This is a genomic window from Nocardia sputi (assembly GCF_023501985.1).
The window spans coordinates 118,415-138,884 of record NZ_JAMFLC010000022.1 but is presented as its reverse complement, the minus strand read 5'-3'; the positions used below and the strand labels follow the sequence as shown (position 1 = coordinate 138,884).

Genomic DNA, 20,470 nt, shown 5'->3' with positions numbered 1-20,470 from the left:
ATGACCGACCAGGATGTCGTCGACCTGCTGACCGCCCAGCACGCGCAGATCACCACGCTGCTGGCGCGACTGAAGGCGGGTGAGGACGGGAAGCAGGATCTGTTCACCGATCTGGTGCGGCTGCTGGCCGTGCACGAGAGCGCCGAGGAGCAGGTCGTGCATCCGGTCGCCGGGCGGGCCCGTTTCGGCGCCGACGACGACATCGTGCGACCGCGGCTGGAGGAGGAGAACGCGGCCAAGCGGGCGCTGGCACACCTGTACGACCTCGGGGTGGACCATCCCGATTTCGACGCCGCGCTGGCCGCGTTCGCCGACGCCGTGGCCGAGCACGCCACACGCGAGGAGACCGAGGAGTTCACGCTGCTGCGCGCGCAGTTCTCGACCGATCAGCTACGGCGCATGGCCGGTTCGGTGCGCGCCGCCGAAGCGGTGGCACCCACCCGCCCGCACCCCGGCACGGGGGAGTCCGCGGCCGCGAACCTCCTGGCCGGACCTCCACTGGCGCTGTTCGACCGCGCCCGCGACGCGGTGCGGGACTGGCGGCGCAACCAGGACATGTGAACCATCGGCAGGCCCGGCCTGCCACCCGAACGCCGAAACGGAAGAAGGAGGACACCGACCATGGGGTTTCCCGAACAGCAACAGAAGGTGCCAGGCATCCAGGCCAGGATGAACCCGGTGCCGGACTGCGGCGAGGACAGCTACCGCGGATCCGGCAGGCTGACCGGCAAGGCCGCCGTCATCACCGGCGCCGACAGCGGCATCGGGCGAGCGGTGGCGATCGCCTACGCGCGCGAAGGCGCCGACGTGCTGATCTCCTATCTCGACGAGGACGAGGACGCGAAGGAAGTCGCCGACCTGGTGACGCAGGCGGGACGCAAAGCCGTGCTCGTGCCGGGCGACCTGTCCGACGCCGCGCACTGCCGCGCCGTCATCGACCGGGCGGTGCGGGAATTCGGGAAGATCGACGTGCTGGTGAGCAACGCGGCGTTCCAGATGACCCACGAGACGCTGGAGGAGATCAGCGACGAGGAATTCGACCACACCGTCAAACTGAACATCAACGCCTACTTCTACCTGGTGAAGGCGGCGCTGCCGCATATGCCCGCCGGCTCCTCGATCATCGGGAGTTCCTCGGTCAACTCCGACATGCCCTCCCCGACGCTGGCGCCCTACGCGGCGACCAAAGCCGCCATCGCCAACTTCTCCGCCAGCCTCGCCCAGCTGCTGGGCGAGCGCGGAATCCGGGTCAACAGCGTTGCCCCCGGGCCCATCTGGACCCCGCTGATCCCCTCCACCATGCCGGTGGAGAAGGTCGCCCACTTCGGTGACGACACACCGCTGGGCCGTGCCGGTCAACCGGCCGAACTGGCCTCCACCTACGTTCTGCTGGCCTCCGACGAGGGCAGCTACATCTCCGGAGCACGGATCGCGGTCACCGGCGGCCGCCCGATCCTGTGACCGCCTGGGCACGAGGAACCGCACGGGCGGCCGCTGCGCGAAGCGGCCGCCCGGCGCGGCGGTGACGGGTCACAGCATCGACACCACGATCCCGACCGCCGCGGCGAGGAAGACCAGCACCACCACCGCCGTCAGCACCATCGCCGCGACCCCGGTGACCGGGAAGTGGTGTCTGGTGCTGGGCTCCGGCGCGGACAGCCCGGAAGTCTGCGGGGTATCCGGCGGCGTCGAGCCCGGTGGCACGCCGCCGCCGGGTTCCAGATCGGGCGTCCTCGTCGGGTCCGGATCCATCGCGTTCACTGCCGCTCCCTATTCGCCGTCGTTTCCAGGTACCTCGGGCGGTGCGTCAGGTCGTTTGCCGGGCTTCTTGCGGTACACGATCACCGCGCCGACCAGCACCGCGAGCCCGAGAATCACCAACAGTTCCATGCCAGGGGCCTACCCGGTATCCGCGTGCCCAATCGACCCGCGCTCAGGTGATCGCCGGTCACAACCTGACGATGACGTAGTGACCGGCGGTCTCCTGGAACTCGACCGCGGAAGCGATCGCCGCGTCGTCGAGGACGGGACTGCCGTCCGGGACGACGATCAGTTTGTCGTCATCGTCGTAGAGCCGGTGGATGATCCCGACGCAGAGTCCGCGTGCGCGGACCATCGGTTCGGCCGGGCCGAGGTAGTAGGCGTCGAGCTCCGCACCGTCGGGCGCGAGGGTCCCCGGCACATAGCCGTAGTTGGCGAGGTACCGGAAGCCGCACGTCGGATGATGGCTGCCGTATGGACGGTCGAAGACCAGATCCACTGTGCGGCCGAGGAATCGGCGCGCCGATCGCAGCGATTCGGAATCCTCCATCGCGGGCGTGTCGGTCATCGTCCCACGCTACGCGGATCCACGCCCGTCACCGGTGGCGACGAAGCTCGACCGGGATCACCGGGGCGCGCGCCGCGATCCGCGCGCGCAGGCTCTGTGACGATCGATCGGCTGCCGGCGGCGTGAGGGCGCGGCGACGCACCCGGGCGCGGGCGACGAGTTCGAGGGTGACCGCGACGGCGCAGGACTGCGCCAGCAGCAGCCCGGCCAGCACCATGATCTGCACCGCGGCGGCCTGCGCGGCCGAGCCGGTCGCGAGCAGAACCCCGACGAACGCCCCCGGCAGCGTCACCAGCCCGACCGTGCGGGTCTGGTCGACGCCGGGCAGCAGCGCGTCGGCGGCCGTGGGCCGGATGATCTCCAGGCGCGCGTCACGCTCGGTGAACCCGAGACCGAGCGCGGCTTCGACCTCCCCCCAGCGCTCCTCGATCGTGTCCAGGGCACGCCGCGCCGCCAGCGACGTCGCGGTCATGGCGCCACCGGAGACGATGCCGCCGATCGGCACCAGCGCCACCCCGCTGAGCGGGACGACGCCGCTGAGCAGGAACATCGGCAGCACCGCGCCCAGACCCGCGCCGAGCGCCAGGCTCAGCCACAACCCCGATCCGCCCGCGCGGGCGCGCCGCGCCGAGGTCGCCACGGCCGCGCCGAACATCACCGCCAGCACCAGCAGCGACGACCACAGCTGCGCCAGCGCCGCGGTCAGGATCAGCGCGACCGCGGCGAGCTGCGCGGCGCCGCGGACCGCCGCCCACGGAGCCACCGTCACCCGCCCCAGCCCGGCGACCCCGTACACCACCGCCGCGGCAACGACCATGACGGCGCACACCACCACCAACCCCACCCCGGGCGTGATCGCCGTATTCATCCGTGCACTCTCTCACGCCGCCACACCCACCCGGGTTCGACGTCGCGACCGACGGTGCCGACCCGCCACGGCCAGGCGATGGCGCACGAGAGTGAGGGCATTGCGTGCGAGCGCGGGCTGGAGGAAGGTGAGTATGTCCGGTGGCGCCACCGGGGCGCCGCCCTGACCAGAGCAGGAGGTGGCCCGTGTACGCACGTTCCAGCACCATCGCGGCCCAGCCCTCGTCGATCGACGACGGGATCGCGTACCTGCGTGATGAAGTGATGCCGAATCTGCCCGAAATCCAGGGATGGGTCGGCTTGTCCTTGATGGCCGACCGGTCGACCGGGCGCTGCGTCGCCACGACCTCATGGGAAGCAGAGGAGGCATTGCATGCCAGCAGAGGACGAGTCCAGCAACTGCGCGACGGCCTGGCCCGGCGGCTCGGCGGCCGGGTGGAGCGCGTCGAGGAATGGGAGATCGCGGTGATGCACCGTGACCATCCGGCCGGCGACAATGCCTGTGCCCGGTGTTCGTGGGTGCAGGTCGATCCGGGCCGGCTCGACCAGCTGGCCGACACGTTCAAGATGGAAGTGCTGCCGCAGACGGAGATGCTCGACGGATTCTGCAGCGCGAGCCTGTTCCTCGATCGGGCCAGCGGCCGAGCGGTGGGAGCGACCGTATGGGAGACCCGGGAGGCGATGGAGGGCAGCCGCGAGCAGACCAACCGGATCAGGACCATGGCGACGCAGCGAGTGAGCGCCAACGTGCTCGAGGTCGGAGAGTTCGACCTGGCGTTCGCGCACCTGCGGGTACCCGAGATGGCCTGAGATCCTCCGATATCCGGCCGGAACACGGGCTTGTCCGGCCGGATCTCCGTGCTCGCGATCGCGCGATCCGCCCGATCCACGAGCGCTCGGACGCCGCGCCGCACGCCGACGGTATAGATGTCGATTACCCGCGAGGTAATGGCCGCGCCCCGCGGCCGTTCGTAGGATCGGGGAGTGAGTACCCCCACGGCAGGCGACCTGCTGCGACACTGGCGCTTGGAACGCAGGCTGAGCCAACTGGAACTGGCCGGACGGGCCGACACCTCGGCCCGGCACTTGAGTTTCATCGAGACCGGACGCGCCACCCCGAGCCGGACCATGATCGTGCACCTGTCCGAGCACTTGGAGATCCCGTTGCGCGAACGCAACCGCGTGCTGCTGGCCGCGGGCTACGCCCCCGCCTACGCGCAACCCGGCCTGGACACCCCCGCCATGGACGCCATCCGCGGCGCGATGCGCCAGATTCTCACCGGTCACGAACCCTATCCGGCGCTGGCCATCGACCAGAACTGGACCATGATCGACGCCAACAGCGGTGTGGCCGTCCTCATCGACGGCATCGATCCGGCACTGGCGCGACCGCCGGTGAACGCCCTGCGGCTGAGCCTGCACCCCGACGGGATGGCCGGGCGCATCCGCAACCTCGCCGAGTGGCGCGGCCACATCTTCGCCCGCCTGGCGCGCCAAGCCGAGGTCACCGGATCACGGGACCTGGCCGACCTGCTCGAGGAGCTGCGGTCCTATCCCGGTGGCGAAGTCGAGCTCGCCGTCCCCGAACCGGACCAGGCGGTGGTCCCGCTGCGGATCGAACACGACGGGGACGAGCTGTCGTTCCTCAGCGTCACGACGGTGTTCGGCATCCCGATGAACGTCACCGTCGCCGAACTGGCCATCGAATCGTTCTTCCCCGCCGACGAGGACACCAAGAAGCGCCTCACCGCGGGCGCCCGGTGACCCCCGCCGCCCAGCTGTCCGCGCTGCTCGGCGTGTCCGTGCGCGCCGTCACCGATCTCGGCGAAGGCCACGCGTGGACGCTGCATCGCGCCGAATTGGCCGATGGCCGAACCATTTTCGTGAAGGCCTCGCAGCAGCCGACACCGGTCTTCGCGGCCGAAGCGGCGGGCCTGGCGTGGCTGCGGGGGACGGGCCGGGACCGCGACGGCGTCAGCGCGTTGCTGCCGGAGGTGCTGGCCGCCGACGAACGGACGCTGGTGCTGCCCTGGCTGGAGGAATCCGGCCCCACACCCGCTGCCGCCGAACGTCTCGGCCGTGAACTGGCCGCGTTGCACGCGGGCCGATCCGAGCTCTACGGTGCGCCTTGGGACGGCTGGATCGCGCGCCTGCCGCTGCCCAACACCCCCACCGACGGGCCGTGGCCGCGGTGGTATGCCGAGCATCGCCTCGCACCGTACCTCGCTGCGGCCGCCGGGTCTCTCGGCGCCGAGGGCACACGCCTGCTCGAGCGCGTCATCGAACGCATCGACGACCTGGCCGGGCCCGACGAGCCTCCGGCCCGCATCCACGGCGACCTCTGGTCGGGCAACATCCTGTGGACCCGGCAGCGCGCGATGCTCGTCGACCCCGCCGCGCACGCCGGTCACCGCGAGACCGACTTGGCCATGCTGGCCCTCTTCGGCGCGGCGCACCTGGACCGCATCCTCGCCGCCTACCACGAGACCCATCCGCTCGCCGACGGGTGGCGAACCCGTACGCCGCTGCACCAGCTGCACCCGCTGCTGGTGCACGTCGTGCTGTTCGGCGCGGGCTATCGCGCGCGGACCGTCACCGCGGCCCGCGCGGCGCTCGCGTCCTGACCTGCGGCCCGCGCGTCACCCGTCGACCCGGGCGATGACCTTCTCCGCGAAGCGGGACAGGTTGGCGATCTTCGTGTCCAGCGGCTCGGTGTCCTGTTCGGTGGTGTAGGGCAGCCGGAATCCGACGATCACATCGGTGACCCCTTTGTCCTCGAGGCGCTTGATGCCGTCGACGGTGAAGCCGTCCAGCGAGATCACGTGCACTTCGAAATCCTCGCGGGTGCCGTATTCCGCGCGCAGGGCGTCCAATTCGGCCAGCAGCCGGTCGAGTTCGGCGCCGTCGCCACCGGCGTGCATCCATCCGTCGCCGCGTCGGGCGGCCCGGCGCAACGCGGGCTTGCTGTGCCCGCCGATCAGGATCGGCACCGGTTCGGTCGGCACCGGGCTGATCTTGATCGGCGGGATGTCGTAGAACTGCCCGTGGTACTCGAAGTACCCGCCTGCCGAGAGTCCGCGCACGATATCGATGCATTCGTCCATCCGCGCGCCGCGTTTGTCGAACGGCACACCCATGATCTCGAAGTCGTCCGGCCACGGGCTGATGCCGACGCCCAGCCCGAATCGGTTACCGCTCAGCGCGGCCACCGAGGCGGCCTGCTTGGCCACCAGCACCGGGGGCCGGATCGGCAGCTTCAGCACGAAGGGCGTGAAACGCAGCGTGGTGGTCACCGCCGCCATCGCCGCGCTGAGCACGAAAGCCTCGATGAACGGCTTGTCCTCCAGGAACTCCCGGCTTCCGTCGGGTGTGTAGGGGTACTTCGCCTCGGATTCCCTCGGATACGCCACGCTGTCGGCGACCGCCATGGAGGTATAGCCCGCCTCCTCTGCGGCCTTGGCGAGAGCGAGGTAATACGACGGATCGGTCATCGTCTCGGCGTAGGTGAAGCGCATGATGCTCGCCTTCCTGGCGCGTCGAGCGCGCCGCGTGGGCCCCGGCGCCGGTGCCCGCGGACCGGGCCCTGGCCGAGATGTGAGGGGAACCGGCGCAAGCGCGACCCAACCGCCTCGATGGTGTCGAGGCCGCTCGGGGGAACACCGCCTACTGCCATGGGTTGGTGAAACCTTCCGGAATCAAGTGGTCGAACATCGCCTTCATCTGTGGTGACAGCCGCATCAGTTCGATGTGCGAACCGAGCGGTCCGCCGTCGAGGTAGGCGAACTCCATCCCGACGCCTTCGAACCTGCCGCGCGCGACGATCTCGACACCCGCCGCGCGGGCCTCGGCGAGCGCGGCGTCGTAGTCGTCGGGCACCCAGGCGGCGTGATGCAGGCCGGGGCCGAGACGATCGAGATGCTCGGAGTACAGGCTCACCCCGCCGCGCGGCTCGATCAGCTCCAATTGCTGGCCGCCCGCGTAGCCGAGCGCCACGCCGATGGTGTAATCGGCGAGCGCACCACGCAGTTCGGCGGTATCGGGGCCGAAGTGGACCTCCGGAATGGTGAACCACTCGCCGACCCCGTACCGGGTGGTGAACGCCCGGACTGCCGCGGCCAGGTCCTCCACCACCCAGCACAGCTGGAAGATCGGGCCTTCGGTGATCATCGGCGTCCTCCGAGGCGGCTCATCAGCCGCGGACACCACCGGTAGGCGGCCAGCACGGCTCTGTTGTAGCGGGGGAACACGATGTACGGCTTGTTCTTTCGCATGCCACGCAGAATGTGCTGCGCCGCCCGTTCGGATCCGATCATCCCGATCGGAATGCGGCGCGCCGGCCCGCGATACGAATACCCCGGCAGGTCGATGCCGGAATCGACGATGTCGGTCGCGACCCCTCCCGGTACGGCCACGCTGACCCTGACGCCCGCCGCGGCCGCTTCGACGCGCAGCGCGGTGCTCAACCCGACAACGGCGTGCTCGGTCATCGCATACGCCGCCGACGGTGCCACGGGTGTGAGTCCCGCGATGGAGGCCATGTTGACGATGTGGCCGGAACCCTGTGCGCGCATCAGCGGGTAGGCGTGCCGCGTCCCGTGCACCACACCCCACAGATTCACGTCCACGATCCGCTGCCACTGCGCCAACGGCATGTGCTCGGCCGCGCCGCCGAGGCGGATACCCGCGGTGTTGAACAGGAAGTCGATGCCTCCCAGCTCGGCAACGGCTCCGTGGATGAGGCGGCGCACCTGGTCGTCGTCGGAGACGTCGACGACCTGCGTATGGATCGCGGTATCGGCCGCCAGCCCCACCAGCCCGGCGGCATCGTCGTCGGCGGCCACGACCGCGACGCCCCGCGCGGCCAGCAGTCGGCACAGCGCGGCGCCGATGCCGGACGCGGCGCCGGTGACCACCGCCACATCATTCACGTCGTTTAATTAAGCATCTGTGTTTAACATCGTCAATACTTGTGTTTAGTACAGTGCGGGTATGCCGAGCGACGATTCGCGCACCGCTTTGCTCGACGCCGGAGAACGCCTCATCGCCGAACGCGGCGTCGACGTGCCGCTGCGCGACATCGCCGCCGCGGCGGGCCAGCGCAACAACTCCGCCGTGCATTACTACTTCGATTCGCGCACCGGCCTGATCGAGGCCATCGTGCAGCGGCGGATGAACTGGCTCGAACAGCGGCGCATGCAGCTGCTGGCCGCCCACGAAGCCGAAGGCGGCGCCAACGACCTGCCCACCCTCGTCGCCATGCTCGCGACACCCATCCTCGAACTGCTCGGCCACCATCGCGTGACCCATCTGGGCCGGTTCCTGGAAGTCGTGCGCACCCACCCCGTGGTGGCGGACGCGCGCCGCCTCGCCGGCGCCGACCGCGCCGCGGTCCGGATCATCGCCACCCGGCTCGACGCCGCACTGTCCGGCCTGCCACGGCGGCTGCGCAGGCAGCGCCTGGAATCCATGGCCACCGTCATGTTGGCCTTGATCGCCGACTACGAGCGCACCCTGGAATCGGGCGTCCGCACCGCCCACCCCGGGGACGCGGCGGAAATCGTGGACATGATCGTCGCCATGCTCACCGTGCCCGTCCACGACGACACAGCAGCCGCACCGGGACATTGAAATCGGCGCGGCGCGCGACCGGACACCGTCCCCGCCGCCCACGGTCGGCACTCCGCCGCAGACCGGCGACCAGCGGCAACGCGCGGCACTCGTCATTACGGCAGTCTCACCGCCTCAACCCAGCGTCCGCCGTGGCCCGGGCGCACACCCCGGGACCGTCGCCAGCCGCCGGTCGCTCTGGGGCACGGTTTCCGGGAACCTGTGGTGGAGCCGGTCGATATAGCGGCGCACAGCGCGCAATTCACTGTGCAGCTCGTTCCGCCTTGCGGGATCGCCACGGTGGGCGAATCCGATCTCCCTGGCCAATGCCTGCGCACGCACGGCGAGCAATTCCAAGAAGACCCGGGCCTGGGCGAGGTCGGCGTCGTATTCCATTCGGTAGGCCGATCTGTCGTCGATTCACATTGTCGGTCGCCCAGCGCTCACCGTGCCGCGGTCCTCGGCCGAGGGGAGCAGGACATGATGCTAACCGACCTGTTGCCCTGTAGGTGCCGAAATGGGACTGTCCGACTCACGCTCCGGCGGACGACGTATCGCCCGCGCGTATCGTGATCGTATGGGCGTCATCGGGGAGCTGTTTCCGGGTAAGAAGCTGACTCACGACGGCAGCGAGGACAGCGACGGGCAAACCCACACACCGCGCTTCGACATCGACCTCGACTCCGGCGTGGTGCGGGTGCCTCGCGCCACCCGCCCGGCGACCGAGGACCGAGGCGAAGAACGGCGAGAGCCTCTCCAGCAGTAATCATCTCGCTGATCACAACCCGTTACGCCCCAGAAGCGCACCGGTAGCGTCGCCGCAATGGGCAATCCTGATGGACGACGGCGGCCGCTGAAGACCGTCACGGGAGTCAGCGGTGCGGTGAGCGTCTACGCGGCGGCCATCGATCCGACCACCACCACGATCGCGTCCTCCATCGAGGTCGCGAAGATCGCCGAACGACACAAGTTCGACGCCCTTTTCGCCGCCGACCTGCTCAGCTTCGGGGCACAGGGCGCGATCGGCGCGCAGGAACCCTTGATCTTCCTGTCCGCGTTGAGCGCCATGACCTCGCACGTCGGACTGATCGCGACGGTGACCACCACCTTCCACCACCCCTACAACCTCGCACGGTTGTTCGGCACACTCGACCACATCAGCAACGGCCGCGCCGCGTGGAACGCGGTGACTTCCTCGGTGGGGGAGGAGAACTACGGTGACCAGGACCTGCCCAGCCCCGAAGAGCGTTACGCACGCGCGACCGAATCCCTCGAGGTGGTCAACGCACTGTTCGACAGCTGGCAGCCCGGCGCGCTGACCTCCGACGGGCGCGGCGGCGCGATCTTGGACGCCACCCGCGTCCGGCCCATCGATCACGCGGGGCAGTACTTCACCGTGCGCGGGCCGCTGAACATCCCGCCCCTGCCGCAGCGCCGCCCCGTCCAGTTCCAGGCCGGGCAGTCGGCAGGCGGCATCGAGCTGGGCGCACGATTCGCCGAGGTCGTGTTCACCTCGCTGCCGACACCGGAAGACGCGGTGACCTACACCAAGCGCATCCGCGCCCGCGCCGGCGAACTCGGCCGGGCCGAGGGCCTGCCGTTGATCATGAGCTCGTTCCACGCGACCTACGGCGCCACCGAAGCCGAAGCCCGACGTCTGGCGCGAGAACAAGCGGAGGCAACCGACTTCCAGGCCGGACGCGCCGCGCTCGCCGATATGCTGGGCGGCGGCATCGACCTGTCCGACCTGCCGTTGGACAAGCCGCTACCGGAGAGTCTGCTCCCCGACGTGACCTCCGTACACCGCAGACGCGGCCGCGTGGAGATCTTCGGCAACTTCGCACGGTCCGGAAAGACACTGCGGGAGCTGATCATCGCCGCCGAAGACACCGGGCACTGGGCAGCCGTCGGAACCCCCGAACAACTCGCCGACGCGGTCGAAGAACGCTACAACGCAGGAGTTCTCGACGTGATCTCCCTCGGCGGGCTCGCCGACGAACGCACCCGCGACTTCGTCGTGAACGGACTGCTGCCGGAACTGCGCCGCCGCGGCATCGTCGGCTCCGACTACCTCGGCGGCACCCTCCGCGAAAACCTCGAACTCTTCCCGCTACCGGAATGACCCCGGCGACGCCCGCCACCGCGCCGCCGAGTTACGAACGGCTGGTCGACGCACCGGAGCCACTACCGGCTGCTAGCGGGTGAGAACCGGCGTCGAGGTGTTCATACGGCGATCCGAGGCCTCGTTCTGCGGCGGGTTCGTGTTCCGCACCCAGGTGATGTTGGCGACCAGATCGTCGTCGAAGACGAGTTCGTCCCACAACAGCCGCTCGGATTCCGGCGCAACCTGCTCCGTCGGCCGCGTCGGTTCGGCGGGCGCCGCGGGTTGCTGCGTCTGCTCCTCGGGCAACGGCGTCACCATCCACGACAGCGCCCGCATCGGACTCAGGTCGTAGCGGCGCGTGCCCTGTGCGACAGCGGCCACCGCGCCGGCACAGGCCATCACACCGGCGAGCAACGCCACCGGCGTCAGCCCGGCGCCGGCCATGCGCCGCGCACCGGTCCCCGAAGCGCCCGTGGAACCTTCGTCGAAAACCCGCAGAATCGCCGCGCCGAAACCTTCCCCTTGATCGACCAGGGTCCGCAATTCCGGCCCGCGAGCATCCAGATACAGCAGCATGGCGAGCACCAGAACGGCCGCGGCCACACTGGAACCCATCACCAGGTGAGCGAACATGCGGGTGCGCGAGCGCAGGTGCGCCACCACCGCGAACACGGTGACGACCATCGCGGCGGCGGCCAGCAGACCCCAGCCGCCACTGATGTTCACATCACGGAATTTCGACACCGACCACTCGTCGACGCCGTCGGTGAAACCGGAAACCCGGCCGAACGCGTTGGAGCGAGCCTCGCCACCGGAGCCGGACGCCGAAAGCCACGGCTGGAACAGCAAAGCGAACGTGGCGAGACTCGTGACCGCGGCGAAGAGAAAACCCCAATCAAGCCTCCGTGGTGGCGTCGCGCCCTGTGCCGGGCGGCCGGAGCCGCGGCTCCGACGGTGTCGCGCTTCGGTTACTTGCCAAGGGGTTGGTTGTACCATTGCTCCAGTTTCGCCGGTACCGCGTGAATTATGCCGCCACCCAGCGCAATAACAGTGGAATTGCCCGGGAGGGTCAGAATTCGCGGCACATCAATGAGATGTAATTCGATCGGGCGTCATCGGCCATCGACGGAAATAACCGTAAGCAGCTCGGTCGCAGCAGGCAAGCGTGATCCATCTCCCAAGCATCGTCCCAGCTCCGCACGTATCGAGCCGAGAGTGACCCAACCGGTGAGTAACATTTCCGGCCATGGCGTTGAACTCGATATTCGCGTTTCCGCCGCAACGCGTCCGCGCGTCCGCGCGCGAATTGCTGTGACACGCTTAACATGTGCGAAATGGGACTTCGGTCACAAACTCGCACACCAGGTGTCCGCAACGACCGACCGGCCCGCCGACCGAGCGAACGCCGCCGCTCAGTGAGCCTCCGCCGCCGCACGCGCCTCGACGACCGCACGAGCGATCTCCGCCAGACGCTCATCCGGCACCTCCACCGCGCCGTCGGCATCGACCAGCACCGCCGTCGGATAGATGTCACGCAGCAGATCCGGCCCGCCCGTCGCGGTATCGTCGTCGGCCGCGTCGAACAACGCCTCCACCGCCAGGCGCAGCGCCCCCTCTTCATCGATATCGCGGCGGTAGGTCTTCTTCAACGACGACTTGGCGAACACCGACCCCGAACCGACCGCCGCGTAACCGAACCGCTCCTCATGCCTGCCGCCCACCGCGTCATAGGACACGATCCGCCCCGCCCGCTCCGGCTCGGCGGCATCCAGGTCATAGCCGACCAACAGCGGAATCACCGCCATATCCTGCAGTGCCGCAGGCAAATTGGCGCGCACCATCGCCGACAACTTCGAGGCCTTGCCATCGAAGGTCAGCGAAGCCCCCTCGATCTTCTCGTAATGCTCCAACTCCACCGCGAACAAGCGAATCATCTCCAACGCCATCCCCACCGTGCCCGCGAAACCCGCCGCCGAATAGGTGTCGGTGACGAAAACCTTCTGCATATCGCGCGTCGCCACCAGATGCGCCATCGTGCCCCGCCGGTCACCGGCCACCAGCACACCACCGCGATAAACGACCGCCACGATCGTCGTCCCATGCGGCGCGGCACCATCTCCGCCGCCGCTGATGGCGAACCCTCCCTCCGGCAACAACTGCGGCGCGTACCTGCGCAAGAACTCCGAGAACGACGCCTCCGGGTACCGCAAACCGAGAGGCAGGTAGCTGTCGGTCGTCATGAATCACCTTTCCGGGCCGAGCCTGCACCACCCGCGAACGCGATACGTGCTCTCCCGCCGACGTTACCGGAACGAAAACGCCCTGGGCCGACAACCAGCAGCGCCCCGCTACGCCGCGTCGCCCCCGACGCAGGTCTGCGGCGCGTCGATCCGCACGCATGGCACCGGAGCGCGGGTCGGCTGATAACCCGCAGCCACACCACCCGCCCGGATCAGCCGGACATAGGCATCGACCGCATCGGTCGCGCGACGCGCCAACGCCGGATCGGTCAGCACATCCACCGTGTAGAGCCCGAACCGCGGCGCGTACGAACCCCACTCATAGTTGTCGGTGAGACTCCAGTAGTTGTAACCGATGACGTTCATCCCATCAGCCTTCGCCCGCTGCAGCCAATACACCGTGTCCCGCAGATGATCGGCACGCGTATAGCCATCCGGGCGAACCTGCCCGTTCTCGGTCGGAAGACCGTTCTCCACGACATACAGCGGACGATCCGGAAACTGACGCGCGTAATGCCGCAACGCGTAGTAGATGCCCTCCGGATGCACCGGCAACTCCCACATCGCAGGACCCTCCGCCGCACCCCCCTGCGCCGCCTCCTCGGTCTCCGGCAGCGGCGCGAAGTAGTAGTCGACCCCGATGAAATCCAGCTTCGCCGAGATCAGATCCACGATCGGCTGATTGACCTCCGTCTCCGCACCCGCCACATAACCCAGATTGCTGGTCACCAGCGCATCCAGCCGATAACCGTGTATCACGTCGTAGATCTCGTTGTGCGCCCGCGCGATCCGATCCACCATCACCGGCGCCTCGTCGACACCGATCCCACCCGTGCGCAACTCGGTGCCGACATAAGCGGCAGGCTCGTTGAACGTCACCCACAACGGATCACGCGAGGAATACCGGTGCACCACCTTGCGCATATTCGCCAGCCAATCCTCGACCATCCCCGGAGCGCGCCACCCGCCACGATCGGCGGCCCACCCCGGATACACCCAGTGATCCAACGTCAGCATCGGCCGCATCCCCGCCGCGATGATCCGCGCGATCACATTGTCGTAGAAACCGAACGCCGCCTCATCCCAAGCATGCGGCGCGGGCTGCAACCGCGCCCACTCGATACCCACCCGGTAGACCCGCACACCCAGGCGCGCCGCCAGATCGATATCGGCGATGTAGCGGCGGGCGAAGTCCACCGAATCCCGGTAGGGATCGGCCGTCTCACCCGCCGAGATGTAACGCGACCAGTTGCTGTCCGGCGCATGACCTTCGGACTGAAACCCCGACGACGACACACCCCACAAAAAGTCCACATCGAACGGAAGCAGCTGGCCGCTCGGCTGAGCGGCGGAAACACCCGAAGACATCAGCACCGCCGCAGCGGCGGACAGCGCGGCGAACCCGCGCCGGCGAGTGCGTGTATCCATCGCCGTAGCGTAACTGTCAGATTGCTGGCGTCAGTCGTAATGACGCCGTGTCGCCCCTCCGGCAACCTCACGACCCCTCAATCCTCCCGCGACCGCCGCGCCAACTCCACCGTCGCCGCCCGCAACTGCTCGACCGCGTCGATCCGAGCCGCATACCCCACCCTCGTGCGCGCGACACCCCGCGGCGTCACCACCCGCAAATCCAAGCCATACCGGTCCGCACGCTCACAACTGGCCGCGCTCGCGTCGGGATACCCGCCCAACCGCCGCGCCATGGCAAGCAACGCATCGGCATGGTCGTCGTTCAGATGCGCCACCGCACGAGCCGCCGACGGCAGCACCGGATCCGGCTCCGCCGCCACGTACTCCTCGGCACTCACCGAATCCATTCGCCCGTACCCACCGACCCAGCGCACCCGGCGCACGCGCAGAACCCACAGCGAGAAATCGCTGTAATCGATGTACATCCGCCCCGCGGCCACCGCAGCCAGATACGCCTCCCGCGCCGCGACCGCCTCCGCACCCACCGGGCGCTCCACCACACCCGCCAGCGTGATCCGCGCACCCGCCAACGGGTCCGCCGGCGGGTCCGGCGCCACCACCGCCACACTCGCCCGCGCGTCCGCCGCCAGATTCCGCCCGTGCTCGGCCAGCCGCGACACACACAACACCGGCTGCCCTTCCAGCAACCCGTAGGCCACCAACGACGCCCACGGCGAACCATCCTCCGCCAGACTGGCCAGCGTCGCGGTATTCGACGACACCGCAACAGTCTTCGCCTCCTCCGCCGCCGAGGGACGAGCCGGACTCGGCACCGGCGCCAGCGGCGGCGGCACCGAAGGCGCGTCGCCGGGATCACCATGATCGACAGTCATGCCCCCATCTTCCCAGCGCGTCCCCGCGAAACGCCGCACATCCTCACAAGCGCGAATCAATTGGCCGCGCGCAGACGCCGCCGATCGGCCAGACTTGCCCAGGTGACCAGATACGCATTCGACGCCGACCGCGCCGCCCTCGTCGCCATCTGGGCGACCGGACGAGGCGACCTCGCCCAGACGGTGGCCACACTGCCCCCGCAGGTGACCACGGACCAGGCAACCGATCTGGCGTCGAACCTCACCACCCTCTCGCGATTCCAATGGCGCACCTACACCCATCCGGCCAGCGCCGCAGGCGACCCCGACGTCCCCAACAGCGAAGCATGGCGGCGCGCCGAAGAACGCAGGAACTTCAAAGAAGTGGAAGCTGGACTCCGCAGCCCCAACCTGCCCACCGACGAAGGACTGCTCGTCTCCTACAGCGGCGTGGTCGAATCCGCCCACCGCATCGGACGCACCCTGCACGACATCGACGACGACGCCCTGCGCGACACCGTCGCCGCCGAGGTACGCACCGAACAGGAAGCGATCGAATCCGCCGAACGCGGCGACCTCTCCGGCCGCGCCCGCCAAGCCGTCGAACTGTCCCGCCCCGACGTATCCCCGGCACAAGTCCACGCCGCCGACGCCCTCCTGCGCACCGACCCGCTCGGCAGCATCGAACTGTTCACCGAACTCGACCCCGCCTCCGCCTCCGTCGCCGCGGCCCACTGGCTCTACGCCGCCGCCGAAGTCGCCGGAGAGGCCGCAGGCGTCCACACCACCGATGTCGTCGCCGAAGCCGACGACATCGAAGCGCTCCAAGTCGAGACACCCACCCTCGTACTCGAACGCCTCGCCGCGGGCGACACCCCCACCGAAGTCGTCCTCGACCTCATCGCCGAAGCAATGGCCGTGCACGAAGGCCGCGTCCCCGCACCGTGGAGCCTCGTGGCTCGCGTCGCGGAAATCGAAGCGCAAGCCCACCGATTCGGCGTCGACGCCGACACCCGCGAGGCAATGCTCACCAGCTTCCGCATCAGCCGCCTCGACCCCGCCCGTCCCGCGCTCGACCTATTGGAGGACCTCCTCGACGGTATCCGCGGCTGCCTGCTCCTCTACGCCGCCCACAACGACCACGACGACCCCGAAACCCGCTTCGCCGAAGAAGTGCGCCTCGAAGCCGACGCGGACCCCGAAGACCTCCTCTGAGCCCACCGGCGGGGCAGAGTCGCCCTGTCCCGCCTACGGCAACTCAGCCGCCGACTCGGTCGCGGACCACGGCCGGTTCCGGTGTCAACCAGCCGCGCAGCGCGCGGTAGACCCCCTCGTGATTGAGCAACGCGAAGTGGTGCGCCGACGCGAGATGCAGGCCGTTCTCGACGTCGAAACCGATGCGGCGGGCGCGGTTACGCCCCGAGCCGCTCGACGTGAGCACCAGCCCGTCACCGATCACACGGCCCAGCGGATGCCGCGGACTGCGCGTGACGGCAGCGGTGACGAAATAGTGATCCGCACCCACCAGCAGCGGAACCTCCCGGATCGCCCGGCGACGCAGCGCGTCGGCATCCAGGTCACGCCAATCGTCGTCCACCAGAGAGCCATCTCGCAGATCCCGGATGCCCGCGCTGCGACGACGCAACAGACGCCCGAACGGACGGGTCTCGGGCAACCGCACCAGCGCCGCGGACGCATAGTGCACGAACTGCTCCAGCGGTGCACCGAGATGAGGTGAACCAAGGCACACCACCTGTCGTACCAGCCGCACCCACGCCAACCCGGCCTCACCCGCCTCGAAGCACGCGCCCCGGGCGACCAACCCGCCCATCGAATGACCCACCAGCGAGATCCGCTCGATCGGCACCGGCCAGTGCTCGACCAGACACAGCATCAATGCGCTGAACTGCCCAGCGTTGTCCGAGATGTGCAGACCGGAGTTGTACCGGACATACAGCGCCGTACAACCCGCGTCCGCCTCCAGTCGCTCGGCATAGGTCGGTCCGCCGCCCAAGCGCCATGCGTGCTCGGTCTCCACCAACCCGTGCAGGAAGACCACGACATGCGCACCGGGCCGCCGGACCCGCGCGCCGACCAGCTCGGCGCGCACGGGAGCGCCGTCGACACGGAACGTCATCGGCCCCGCCAGAATCGGGCGGGCCTGCTCGAGTTCGTCACCGATCAAACCCTGCAGCGCGGCGAGAAACCCCGCCCCGTACACCGTGCGCGACGGCGCGACGCCGGGCAGATCCGCGGTTCTTTCCGCGACCCTGCCCGCCGCCACCGCCGATCCGCTGACGACGCGGTAGACGCCCTCGGCGATCACATCGTGCATCAGCTGGACCGGAGCAGCCGCCGGCCCAACGCCCCAGCGCACCGCGGTGAACACCCGCTGCGCGATCGCTCGGTGCACGGCCGCGATACCGTCGACCGCGCCGCTGAGTTCGTCACCAGCGAGGCGAGCCAGCGCCCGGACCTCCGCTTGCCGTTGGCGTGCATCCTCCGTCATGCGCTTAGTGTACAAGTGTGCACTGAAATTTGTGGGACCCTATGGCACCCGCGACACGGCCACCGCCGATTCGGTGAGGCTGCCCAGATACAGCACGCCGTCCTGCTCGACCACGCCGGTCACCATCGAATAGGCGGTGCCTTCGACCTGAAGGTCGTGCACTACTTCACCGTCGAAATCGACCGCCATCACCCACACCGTCCGCGCCGGCTCCGGCTGTGCCCACTCCGGCAGCGTCCACACGACGCGCCGCAGAATCCCCGGCAGCGGGAGAAGGCGATCCAGTAGCGGATTGCGGGGCGAAGGAAGGGTGATCCAGATCAGGCCGTCGCTACCGAGGCCCAGGTTGTCAGGGAACCCGGGCAGGTTCTCGATCAGCCGTTCCCGCGTGCCCGCCTTCGGGCCGGTCAGCCGATAACGCGTCAGCCGGTAACCGCCGGTCTCCGCGACGACCACACTGGAGCGATCGGGTGCCAGCACGACGCCGTTCGCGAACTGGAGATCGTCGATCAGCGTCTCCACCTTGCCCGCGGGATCCCGGCGGAACAGTCGGCCGGTGCCGGAGTGCTCGAGAATGTCACCCATGTACTCATCGAGCGTGTACCGGCGCGAGGACGCCGAGAAATAGATCGTCCCGTCGGTGTCGCGAACGACGTTGCTGGCGAATCGCAGCCGCTCTCCATCGATCTCGTCGACCAGCACGGTCAGCCGGCCCTCGGTATCCAGCTCGAGCAGTCCACGCTCGACATCGCAGATCAGCACGCGCCCATCGGCGTCGGCGTGCAGGCCGAGCGGGCGGCCGCCGGTGTTCGCGAGTTCACGTACCTCGCCGGTCGCCGGATCGATGCTGAGAACGGCGCCACCTTGGATGCCCGCGATGATCCTGCCGTCGGGGGAGAGTACGACGTCCTCCGGGCCTTTGCCGGGCAACTCGAGGCGCCGGAGCTGGGGAAGCGGTGGCGTGCTGCGGGTTTGGCGTGCCCGAGCAGGGGAGGGCGGCGGCGTCCAGCGCTGCGGCCGCATTGTCGAGGCGAGCATGGCATCAGGCTATCCGGGGGAGTGTGGAGTTCCAGTGAGAAAGGCATCGGGTAGGCGACCGCCACTCCAGGTCGGCAGGGAATGAAGAGGAAGGGACGTCCCGGCCTCCGAGCGTCACGGAACTATATATTGTCTTACGTAGATATACGCATCTAACAATATAAGTTCGTTCTGTCATCGCTCAACCCCAGGCACGCACACTGAAACAGCAAAGACGTCAGGGAGCCGGTAGTGCGATCGGTGGTGTTCTGTGCGAAGCAGTTGGTTTCGCGTTTGATCGGCCGCGGGCGTGTCACCACGGCCGGTAGGAGCCGGTCGGCAGGGTGTGGTGTCAGGGTTGGTGAGTGATGGTGTACCAGAGAATGGCCAGTGTGCCGAGCGTGAACAGCGGTGCGACGACGAAGGTTTCGAATTTGTTGCCGGTGCGATCGATGATCGGGAAGCTGACTCGGAGATCGAAGGGCCAGAACAGGCGGCAGCCGCGATCGGTGAGGCAGTCGCCGATCAGGTGGGCAAGCGCGCCCAGTCCGACCGCGAACGGAAGCCAGACCGGCTTGTCGGCGATCCAATGCTCCATGACGAATGTGCCCGCGCTGGCGAGCACGATGATCGGCCCCCATGCCTTGAAGTTGTTGCCGGACGGGCACAGATGCAGCGCGCGCACTGCCAGGGCCAGCAGGAAGAAGACCAAGCCGAGGGTGAACCACCGTCCGAGCCAATGCTCGCCCGCCCACGTGCCGTACGCGACAGCGGCGACGAATGCCAACGAGTGTGTGGCGCCGCGGTGCCCGCCTGCGACCCAGGAGATGAGCCGGCAAGCGGTGTGCGTGATCGGGCCCAGTGTGTGCGAGATCGTCCCTTGGGGGTGGTCCGCATCGGGCAGCAGCGCGGCCCCGGCAGTAAGAAAGACCCCCAGCAACAGATCGACCGTGCCGAGACGTCCCGTCGCATCCTGCAGAGCCGGAAAGGTCAAGATCGTCACCGGCAGCGTCGCTGCCGCCGCCGACCAGGCCAGCGCGCCACTGGTCGCATGTGAATGTCCAAGCACCACTCGAACGTTAGTTCAGCTTGCTATCGGCACGCGAATGCCGTTGCGTAGGGGAGGCTCGAGTCGAGATGATCTTGATCGCTCGATGTCGGGCCTGGCCTGTGACGGGGTAGGGGAGTGCTGTCTATGGGCACGGTCGCTCGAAAGGTGTTGCGCGGACGGTCGGAATAGTGGCGGCGAGGGGCTCGCTGATCGTTCGATGCCGCCGGATTCTGTTTCGCTTGAAGCGCACCATCCCAATGATTGCGATACGTTCATGTGCGTATATATACATATATCTTCCCAAAGCAACGTCACCTTCCAATCCTCTACAGCTCGAAAAGCACAGAGGCCAAGAAGTAGCGCGCAGTTGCGGCACCTGGAGCAGACGAGGGGACAGATCCCGAATCGCTGATCGGATGCGGACCACGGTGGGCGGCCATTTGCGGGCCGTCCATTGGCGCCGG

At 68.4% G+C, this 20,470-nt stretch carries 23 protein-coding genes; 9 read left to right on the top strand and 14 right to left on the bottom strand.

The features are described from left to right. Together M8859_RS27370 and M8859_RS27365 are read left to right on the top strand one after the other, a co-directional pair. Entirely contained in the window at positions 1 to 561 is a 561-nt protein-coding gene (locus tag M8859_RS27370; protein WP_195071024.1) for a hemerythrin domain-containing protein, read from the top strand. Positions 562 to 621: 60 nt separating this feature from the next. Further along, entirely contained in the window at positions 622 to 1,461 is an 840-nt protein-coding gene (locus M8859_RS27365) for an SDR family oxidoreductase (protein ID WP_159928710.1), read from the top strand. A gap of 69 nt (positions 1,462 to 1,530) precedes the next feature. Here the strand turns inward: M8859_RS27365 and M8859_RS27360 are convergent, their stop codons facing one another. The 3 genes from M8859_RS27360 to M8859_RS27350 form a co-directional block, all read right to left on the bottom strand. Next, on the bottom strand, positions 1,531 to 1,752 hold the full coding sequence (locus M8859_RS27360) for a DUF6480 family protein (protein WP_195071088.1): 222 nt from the start codon (positions 1,750 to 1,752) through the stop codon (positions 1,531 to 1,533). Between the two features lie 196 nt (positions 1,753 to 1,948). After that, positions 1,949 to 2,329 (bottom strand): inorganic diphosphatase, encoded by a 381-nt coding sequence (locus M8859_RS27355; protein WP_249645019.1) that lies wholly within the window; start codon positions 2,327 to 2,329, stop codon positions 1,949 to 1,951. A gap of 28 nt (positions 2,330 to 2,357) precedes the next feature. Continuing rightward, a complete protein-coding gene (locus M8859_RS27350) occupies positions 2,358 to 3,197 on the bottom strand; it encodes an ABC transporter permease (RefSeq protein ID WP_249645018.1) in 840 nt (279 codons plus the stop codon). Between the two features lie 185 nt (positions 3,198 to 3,382). Between M8859_RS27350 and M8859_RS27345 the strand changes: the two genes are divergently transcribed. The 3 genes from M8859_RS27345 to M8859_RS27335 all read left to right on the top strand — a co-directional run bounded on the left by M8859_RS27345 (position 3,383) and on the right by M8859_RS27335 (position 5,820). Next, positions 3,383 to 4,006, top strand: coding sequence for a hypothetical protein (locus M8859_RS27345; RefSeq protein ID WP_249645017.1), 624 nt, complete (start codon positions 3,383 to 3,385; stop codon positions 4,004 to 4,006). Between the two features lie 174 nt (positions 4,007 to 4,180). Next, a complete protein-coding gene (locus M8859_RS27340) occupies positions 4,181 to 4,960 on the top strand; it encodes a helix-turn-helix domain-containing protein (RefSeq protein WP_249645016.1) in 780 nt (259 codons plus the stop codon). Then, positions 4,957 to 5,820 (top strand): fructosamine kinase family protein, encoded by an 864-nt coding sequence (locus M8859_RS27335; RefSeq protein ID WP_159928700.1) that lies wholly within the window; start codon positions 4,957 to 4,959, stop codon positions 5,818 to 5,820. Before M8859_RS27340 ends, M8859_RS27335 begins: the two co-directional genes overlap by 4 nt. 15 nt (positions 5,821 to 5,835) lie before the next feature. Here the strand turns inward: M8859_RS27335 and M8859_RS27330 are convergent, their stop codons facing one another. From M8859_RS27330 to M8859_RS27320, 3 genes are all read right to left on the bottom strand, one after another. Continuing rightward, positions 5,836 to 6,711: a TIGR03619 family F420-dependent LLM class oxidoreductase gene (locus tag M8859_RS27330; protein WP_195071027.1), complete on the bottom strand. Its 876-nt coding sequence runs from the start codon at positions 6,709 to 6,711 to the stop codon at positions 5,836 to 5,838. A gap of 148 nt (positions 6,712 to 6,859) precedes the next feature. Further along, positions 6,860 to 7,363 (bottom strand): VOC family protein, encoded by a 504-nt coding sequence (locus M8859_RS27325; protein WP_195071028.1) that lies wholly within the window; start codon positions 7,361 to 7,363, stop codon positions 6,860 to 6,862. Further along, positions 7,360 to 8,124, bottom strand: a complete 765-nt coding sequence (locus M8859_RS27320; RefSeq protein ID WP_159928694.1) for an SDR family NAD(P)-dependent oxidoreductase — start codon at positions 8,122 to 8,124, stop codon at positions 7,360 to 7,362. Before M8859_RS27320 ends, M8859_RS27325 begins: the two co-directional genes overlap by 4 nt. A 61-nt stretch (positions 8,125 to 8,185) precedes the next feature. On the opposite strand from M8859_RS27320, the gene M8859_RS27315 reads away from it, so the two are divergent. After that, a complete protein-coding gene (locus tag M8859_RS27315; protein ID WP_159928692.1) occupies positions 8,186 to 8,824 on the top strand; it encodes a TetR/AcrR family transcriptional regulator in 639 nt (212 codons plus the stop codon). Positions 8,825 to 8,938: 114 nt separating this feature from the next. On the opposite strand, the gene M8859_RS27310 is transcribed toward M8859_RS27315, so the two are convergent. Further along, positions 8,939 to 9,199, bottom strand: a complete 261-nt coding sequence (locus tag M8859_RS27310) for a hypothetical protein (RefSeq protein ID WP_249645015.1) — start codon at positions 9,197 to 9,199, stop codon at positions 8,939 to 8,941. 181 nt (positions 9,200 to 9,380) lie between these two features. On the opposite strand from M8859_RS27310, the gene M8859_RS27305 reads away from it, so the two are divergent. Together M8859_RS27305 and M8859_RS27300 are read left to right on the top strand one after the other, a co-directional pair. Next, complete coding sequence (locus M8859_RS27305) at positions 9,381 to 9,569, top strand: hypothetical protein (protein WP_195071030.1); 189 nt, start codon at positions 9,381 to 9,383, stop codon at positions 9,567 to 9,569. A 57-nt stretch (positions 9,570 to 9,626) separates the two neighbouring features. Then, entirely contained in the window at positions 9,627 to 10,925 is a 1,299-nt protein-coding gene (locus M8859_RS27300; RefSeq protein ID WP_249645014.1) for an NtaA/DmoA family FMN-dependent monooxygenase, read from the top strand. Between the two features lie 72 nt (positions 10,926 to 10,997). Here M8859_RS27300 and M8859_RS27295 read toward each other — a convergent pair whose 3' ends face one another. From M8859_RS27295 to M8859_RS27280, 4 genes are all read right to left on the bottom strand, one after another. Then, the gene (locus M8859_RS27295) at positions 10,998 to 11,756 is read right to left on the bottom strand and encodes a hypothetical protein (protein ID WP_159928684.1); all 759 of its coding nucleotides are present in this window, start codon (positions 11,754 to 11,756) and stop codon (positions 10,998 to 11,000) included. Positions 11,757 to 12,319: 563 nt separating this feature from the next. Further along, positions 12,320 to 13,147 (bottom strand): proteasome subunit beta, encoded by an 828-nt coding sequence (prcB, locus tag M8859_RS27290; RefSeq protein ID WP_195071032.1) that lies wholly within the window; start codon positions 13,145 to 13,147, stop codon positions 12,320 to 12,322. A 108-nt stretch (positions 13,148 to 13,255) separates the two neighbouring features. Beyond that, positions 13,256 to 14,575 carry a family 1 glycosylhydrolase gene (locus tag M8859_RS27285; RefSeq protein WP_249645013.1) on the bottom strand — a complete coding sequence of 440 codons (1,320 nt, stop codon included), beginning with the start codon at positions 14,573 to 14,575 and terminating at the stop codon, positions 13,256 to 13,258. Between the two features lie 77 nt (positions 14,576 to 14,652). Further along, positions 14,653 to 15,450: a HugZ family pyridoxamine 5'-phosphate oxidase gene (locus M8859_RS27280; protein ID WP_195071034.1), complete on the bottom strand. Its 798-nt coding sequence runs from the start codon at positions 15,448 to 15,450 to the stop codon at positions 14,653 to 14,655. 102 nt (positions 15,451 to 15,552) lie between these two features. On the opposite strand from M8859_RS27280, the gene M8859_RS27275 reads away from it, so the two are divergent. Beyond that, positions 15,553 to 16,644: a hypothetical protein gene (locus M8859_RS27275; protein ID WP_159928676.1), complete on the top strand. Its 1,092-nt coding sequence runs from the start codon at positions 15,553 to 15,555 to the stop codon at positions 16,642 to 16,644. A gap of 43 nt (positions 16,645 to 16,687) precedes the next feature. On the opposite strand, the gene M8859_RS27270 is transcribed toward M8859_RS27275, so the two are convergent. The 3 genes from M8859_RS27270 to M8859_RS27260 all read right to left on the bottom strand — a co-directional run bounded on the left by M8859_RS27270 (position 16,688) and on the right by M8859_RS27260 (position 20,024). After that, positions 16,688 to 17,938 carry an esterase/lipase family protein gene (locus tag M8859_RS27270; protein WP_249645012.1) on the bottom strand — a complete coding sequence of 417 codons (1,251 nt, stop codon included), beginning with the start codon at positions 17,936 to 17,938 and terminating at the stop codon, positions 16,688 to 16,690. Positions 17,939 to 17,977: 39 nt separating this feature from the next. Beyond that, positions 17,978 to 18,976 (bottom strand): SMP-30/gluconolactonase/LRE family protein, encoded by a 999-nt coding sequence (locus M8859_RS27265; protein WP_249645011.1) that lies wholly within the window; start codon positions 18,974 to 18,976, stop codon positions 17,978 to 17,980. Between the two features lie 331 nt (positions 18,977 to 19,307). Then, entirely contained in the window at positions 19,308 to 20,024 is a 717-nt protein-coding gene (locus tag M8859_RS27260) for a metal-dependent hydrolase (RefSeq protein WP_195071036.1), read from the bottom strand. Positions 20,025 to 20,470 lie beyond the last annotated feature (446 nt).

Coding starts and splice junctions, on each gene's coding strand:
- M8859_RS27370 (WP_195071024.1), top strand. CDS start 1: ATGACCGACCAGGATGTCGTCGACCTGCTGACCGCCCAGCACGCGCAG.
- M8859_RS27365 (WP_159928710.1), top strand. CDS start 622: ATGGGGTTTCCCGAACAGCAACAGAAGGTGCCAGGCATCCAGGCCAGG.
- M8859_RS27360 (WP_195071088.1), bottom strand. CDS start 1,752: ATGGATCCGGACCCGACGAGGACGCCCGATCTGGAACCCGGCGGCGGC.
- M8859_RS27355 (WP_249645019.1), bottom strand. CDS start 2,329: ATGACCGACACGCCCGCGATGGAGGATTCCGAATCGCTGCGATCGGCG.
- M8859_RS27350 (WP_249645018.1), bottom strand. CDS start 3,197: ATGAATACGGCGATCACGCCCGGGGTGGGGTTGGTGGTGGTGTGCGCC.
- M8859_RS27330 (WP_195071027.1), bottom strand. CDS start 6,711: ATGCGCTTCACCTACGCCGAGACGATGACCGATCCGTCGTATTACCTC.
- M8859_RS27325 (WP_195071028.1), bottom strand. CDS start 7,363: ATGATCACCGAAGGCCCGATCTTCCAGCTGTGCTGGGTGGTGGAGGAC.
- M8859_RS27315 (WP_159928692.1), top strand. CDS start 8,186: ATGCCGAGCGACGATTCGCGCACCGCTTTGCTCGACGCCGGAGAACGC.
- M8859_RS27310 (WP_249645015.1), bottom strand. CDS start 9,199: ATGGAATACGACGCCGACCTCGCCCAGGCCCGGGTCTTCTTGGAATTG.
- M8859_RS27305 (WP_195071030.1), top strand. CDS start 9,381: ATGGGCGTCATCGGGGAGCTGTTTCCGGGTAAGAAGCTGACTCACGAC.
- M8859_RS27300 (WP_249645014.1), top strand. CDS start 9,627: ATGGGCAATCCTGATGGACGACGGCGGCCGCTGAAGACCGTCACGGGA.
- prcB (WP_195071032.1), bottom strand. CDS start 13,147: ATGACGACCGACAGCTACCTGCCTCTCGGTTTGCGGTACCCGGAGGCG.
- M8859_RS27285 (WP_249645013.1), bottom strand. CDS start 14,575: ATGGATACACGCACTCGCCGGCGCGGGTTCGCCGCGCTGTCCGCCGCT.
- M8859_RS27280 (WP_195071034.1), bottom strand. CDS start 15,450: ATGACTGTCGATCATGGTGATCCCGGCGACGCGCCTTCGGTGCCGCCG.
- M8859_RS27270 (WP_249645012.1), bottom strand. CDS start 17,938: ATGACGGAGGATGCACGCCAACGGCAAGCGGAGGTCCGGGCGCTGGCT.
- M8859_RS27265 (WP_249645011.1), bottom strand. CDS start 18,976: ATGCTCGCCTCGACAATGCGGCCGCAGCGCTGGACGCCGCCGCCCTCC.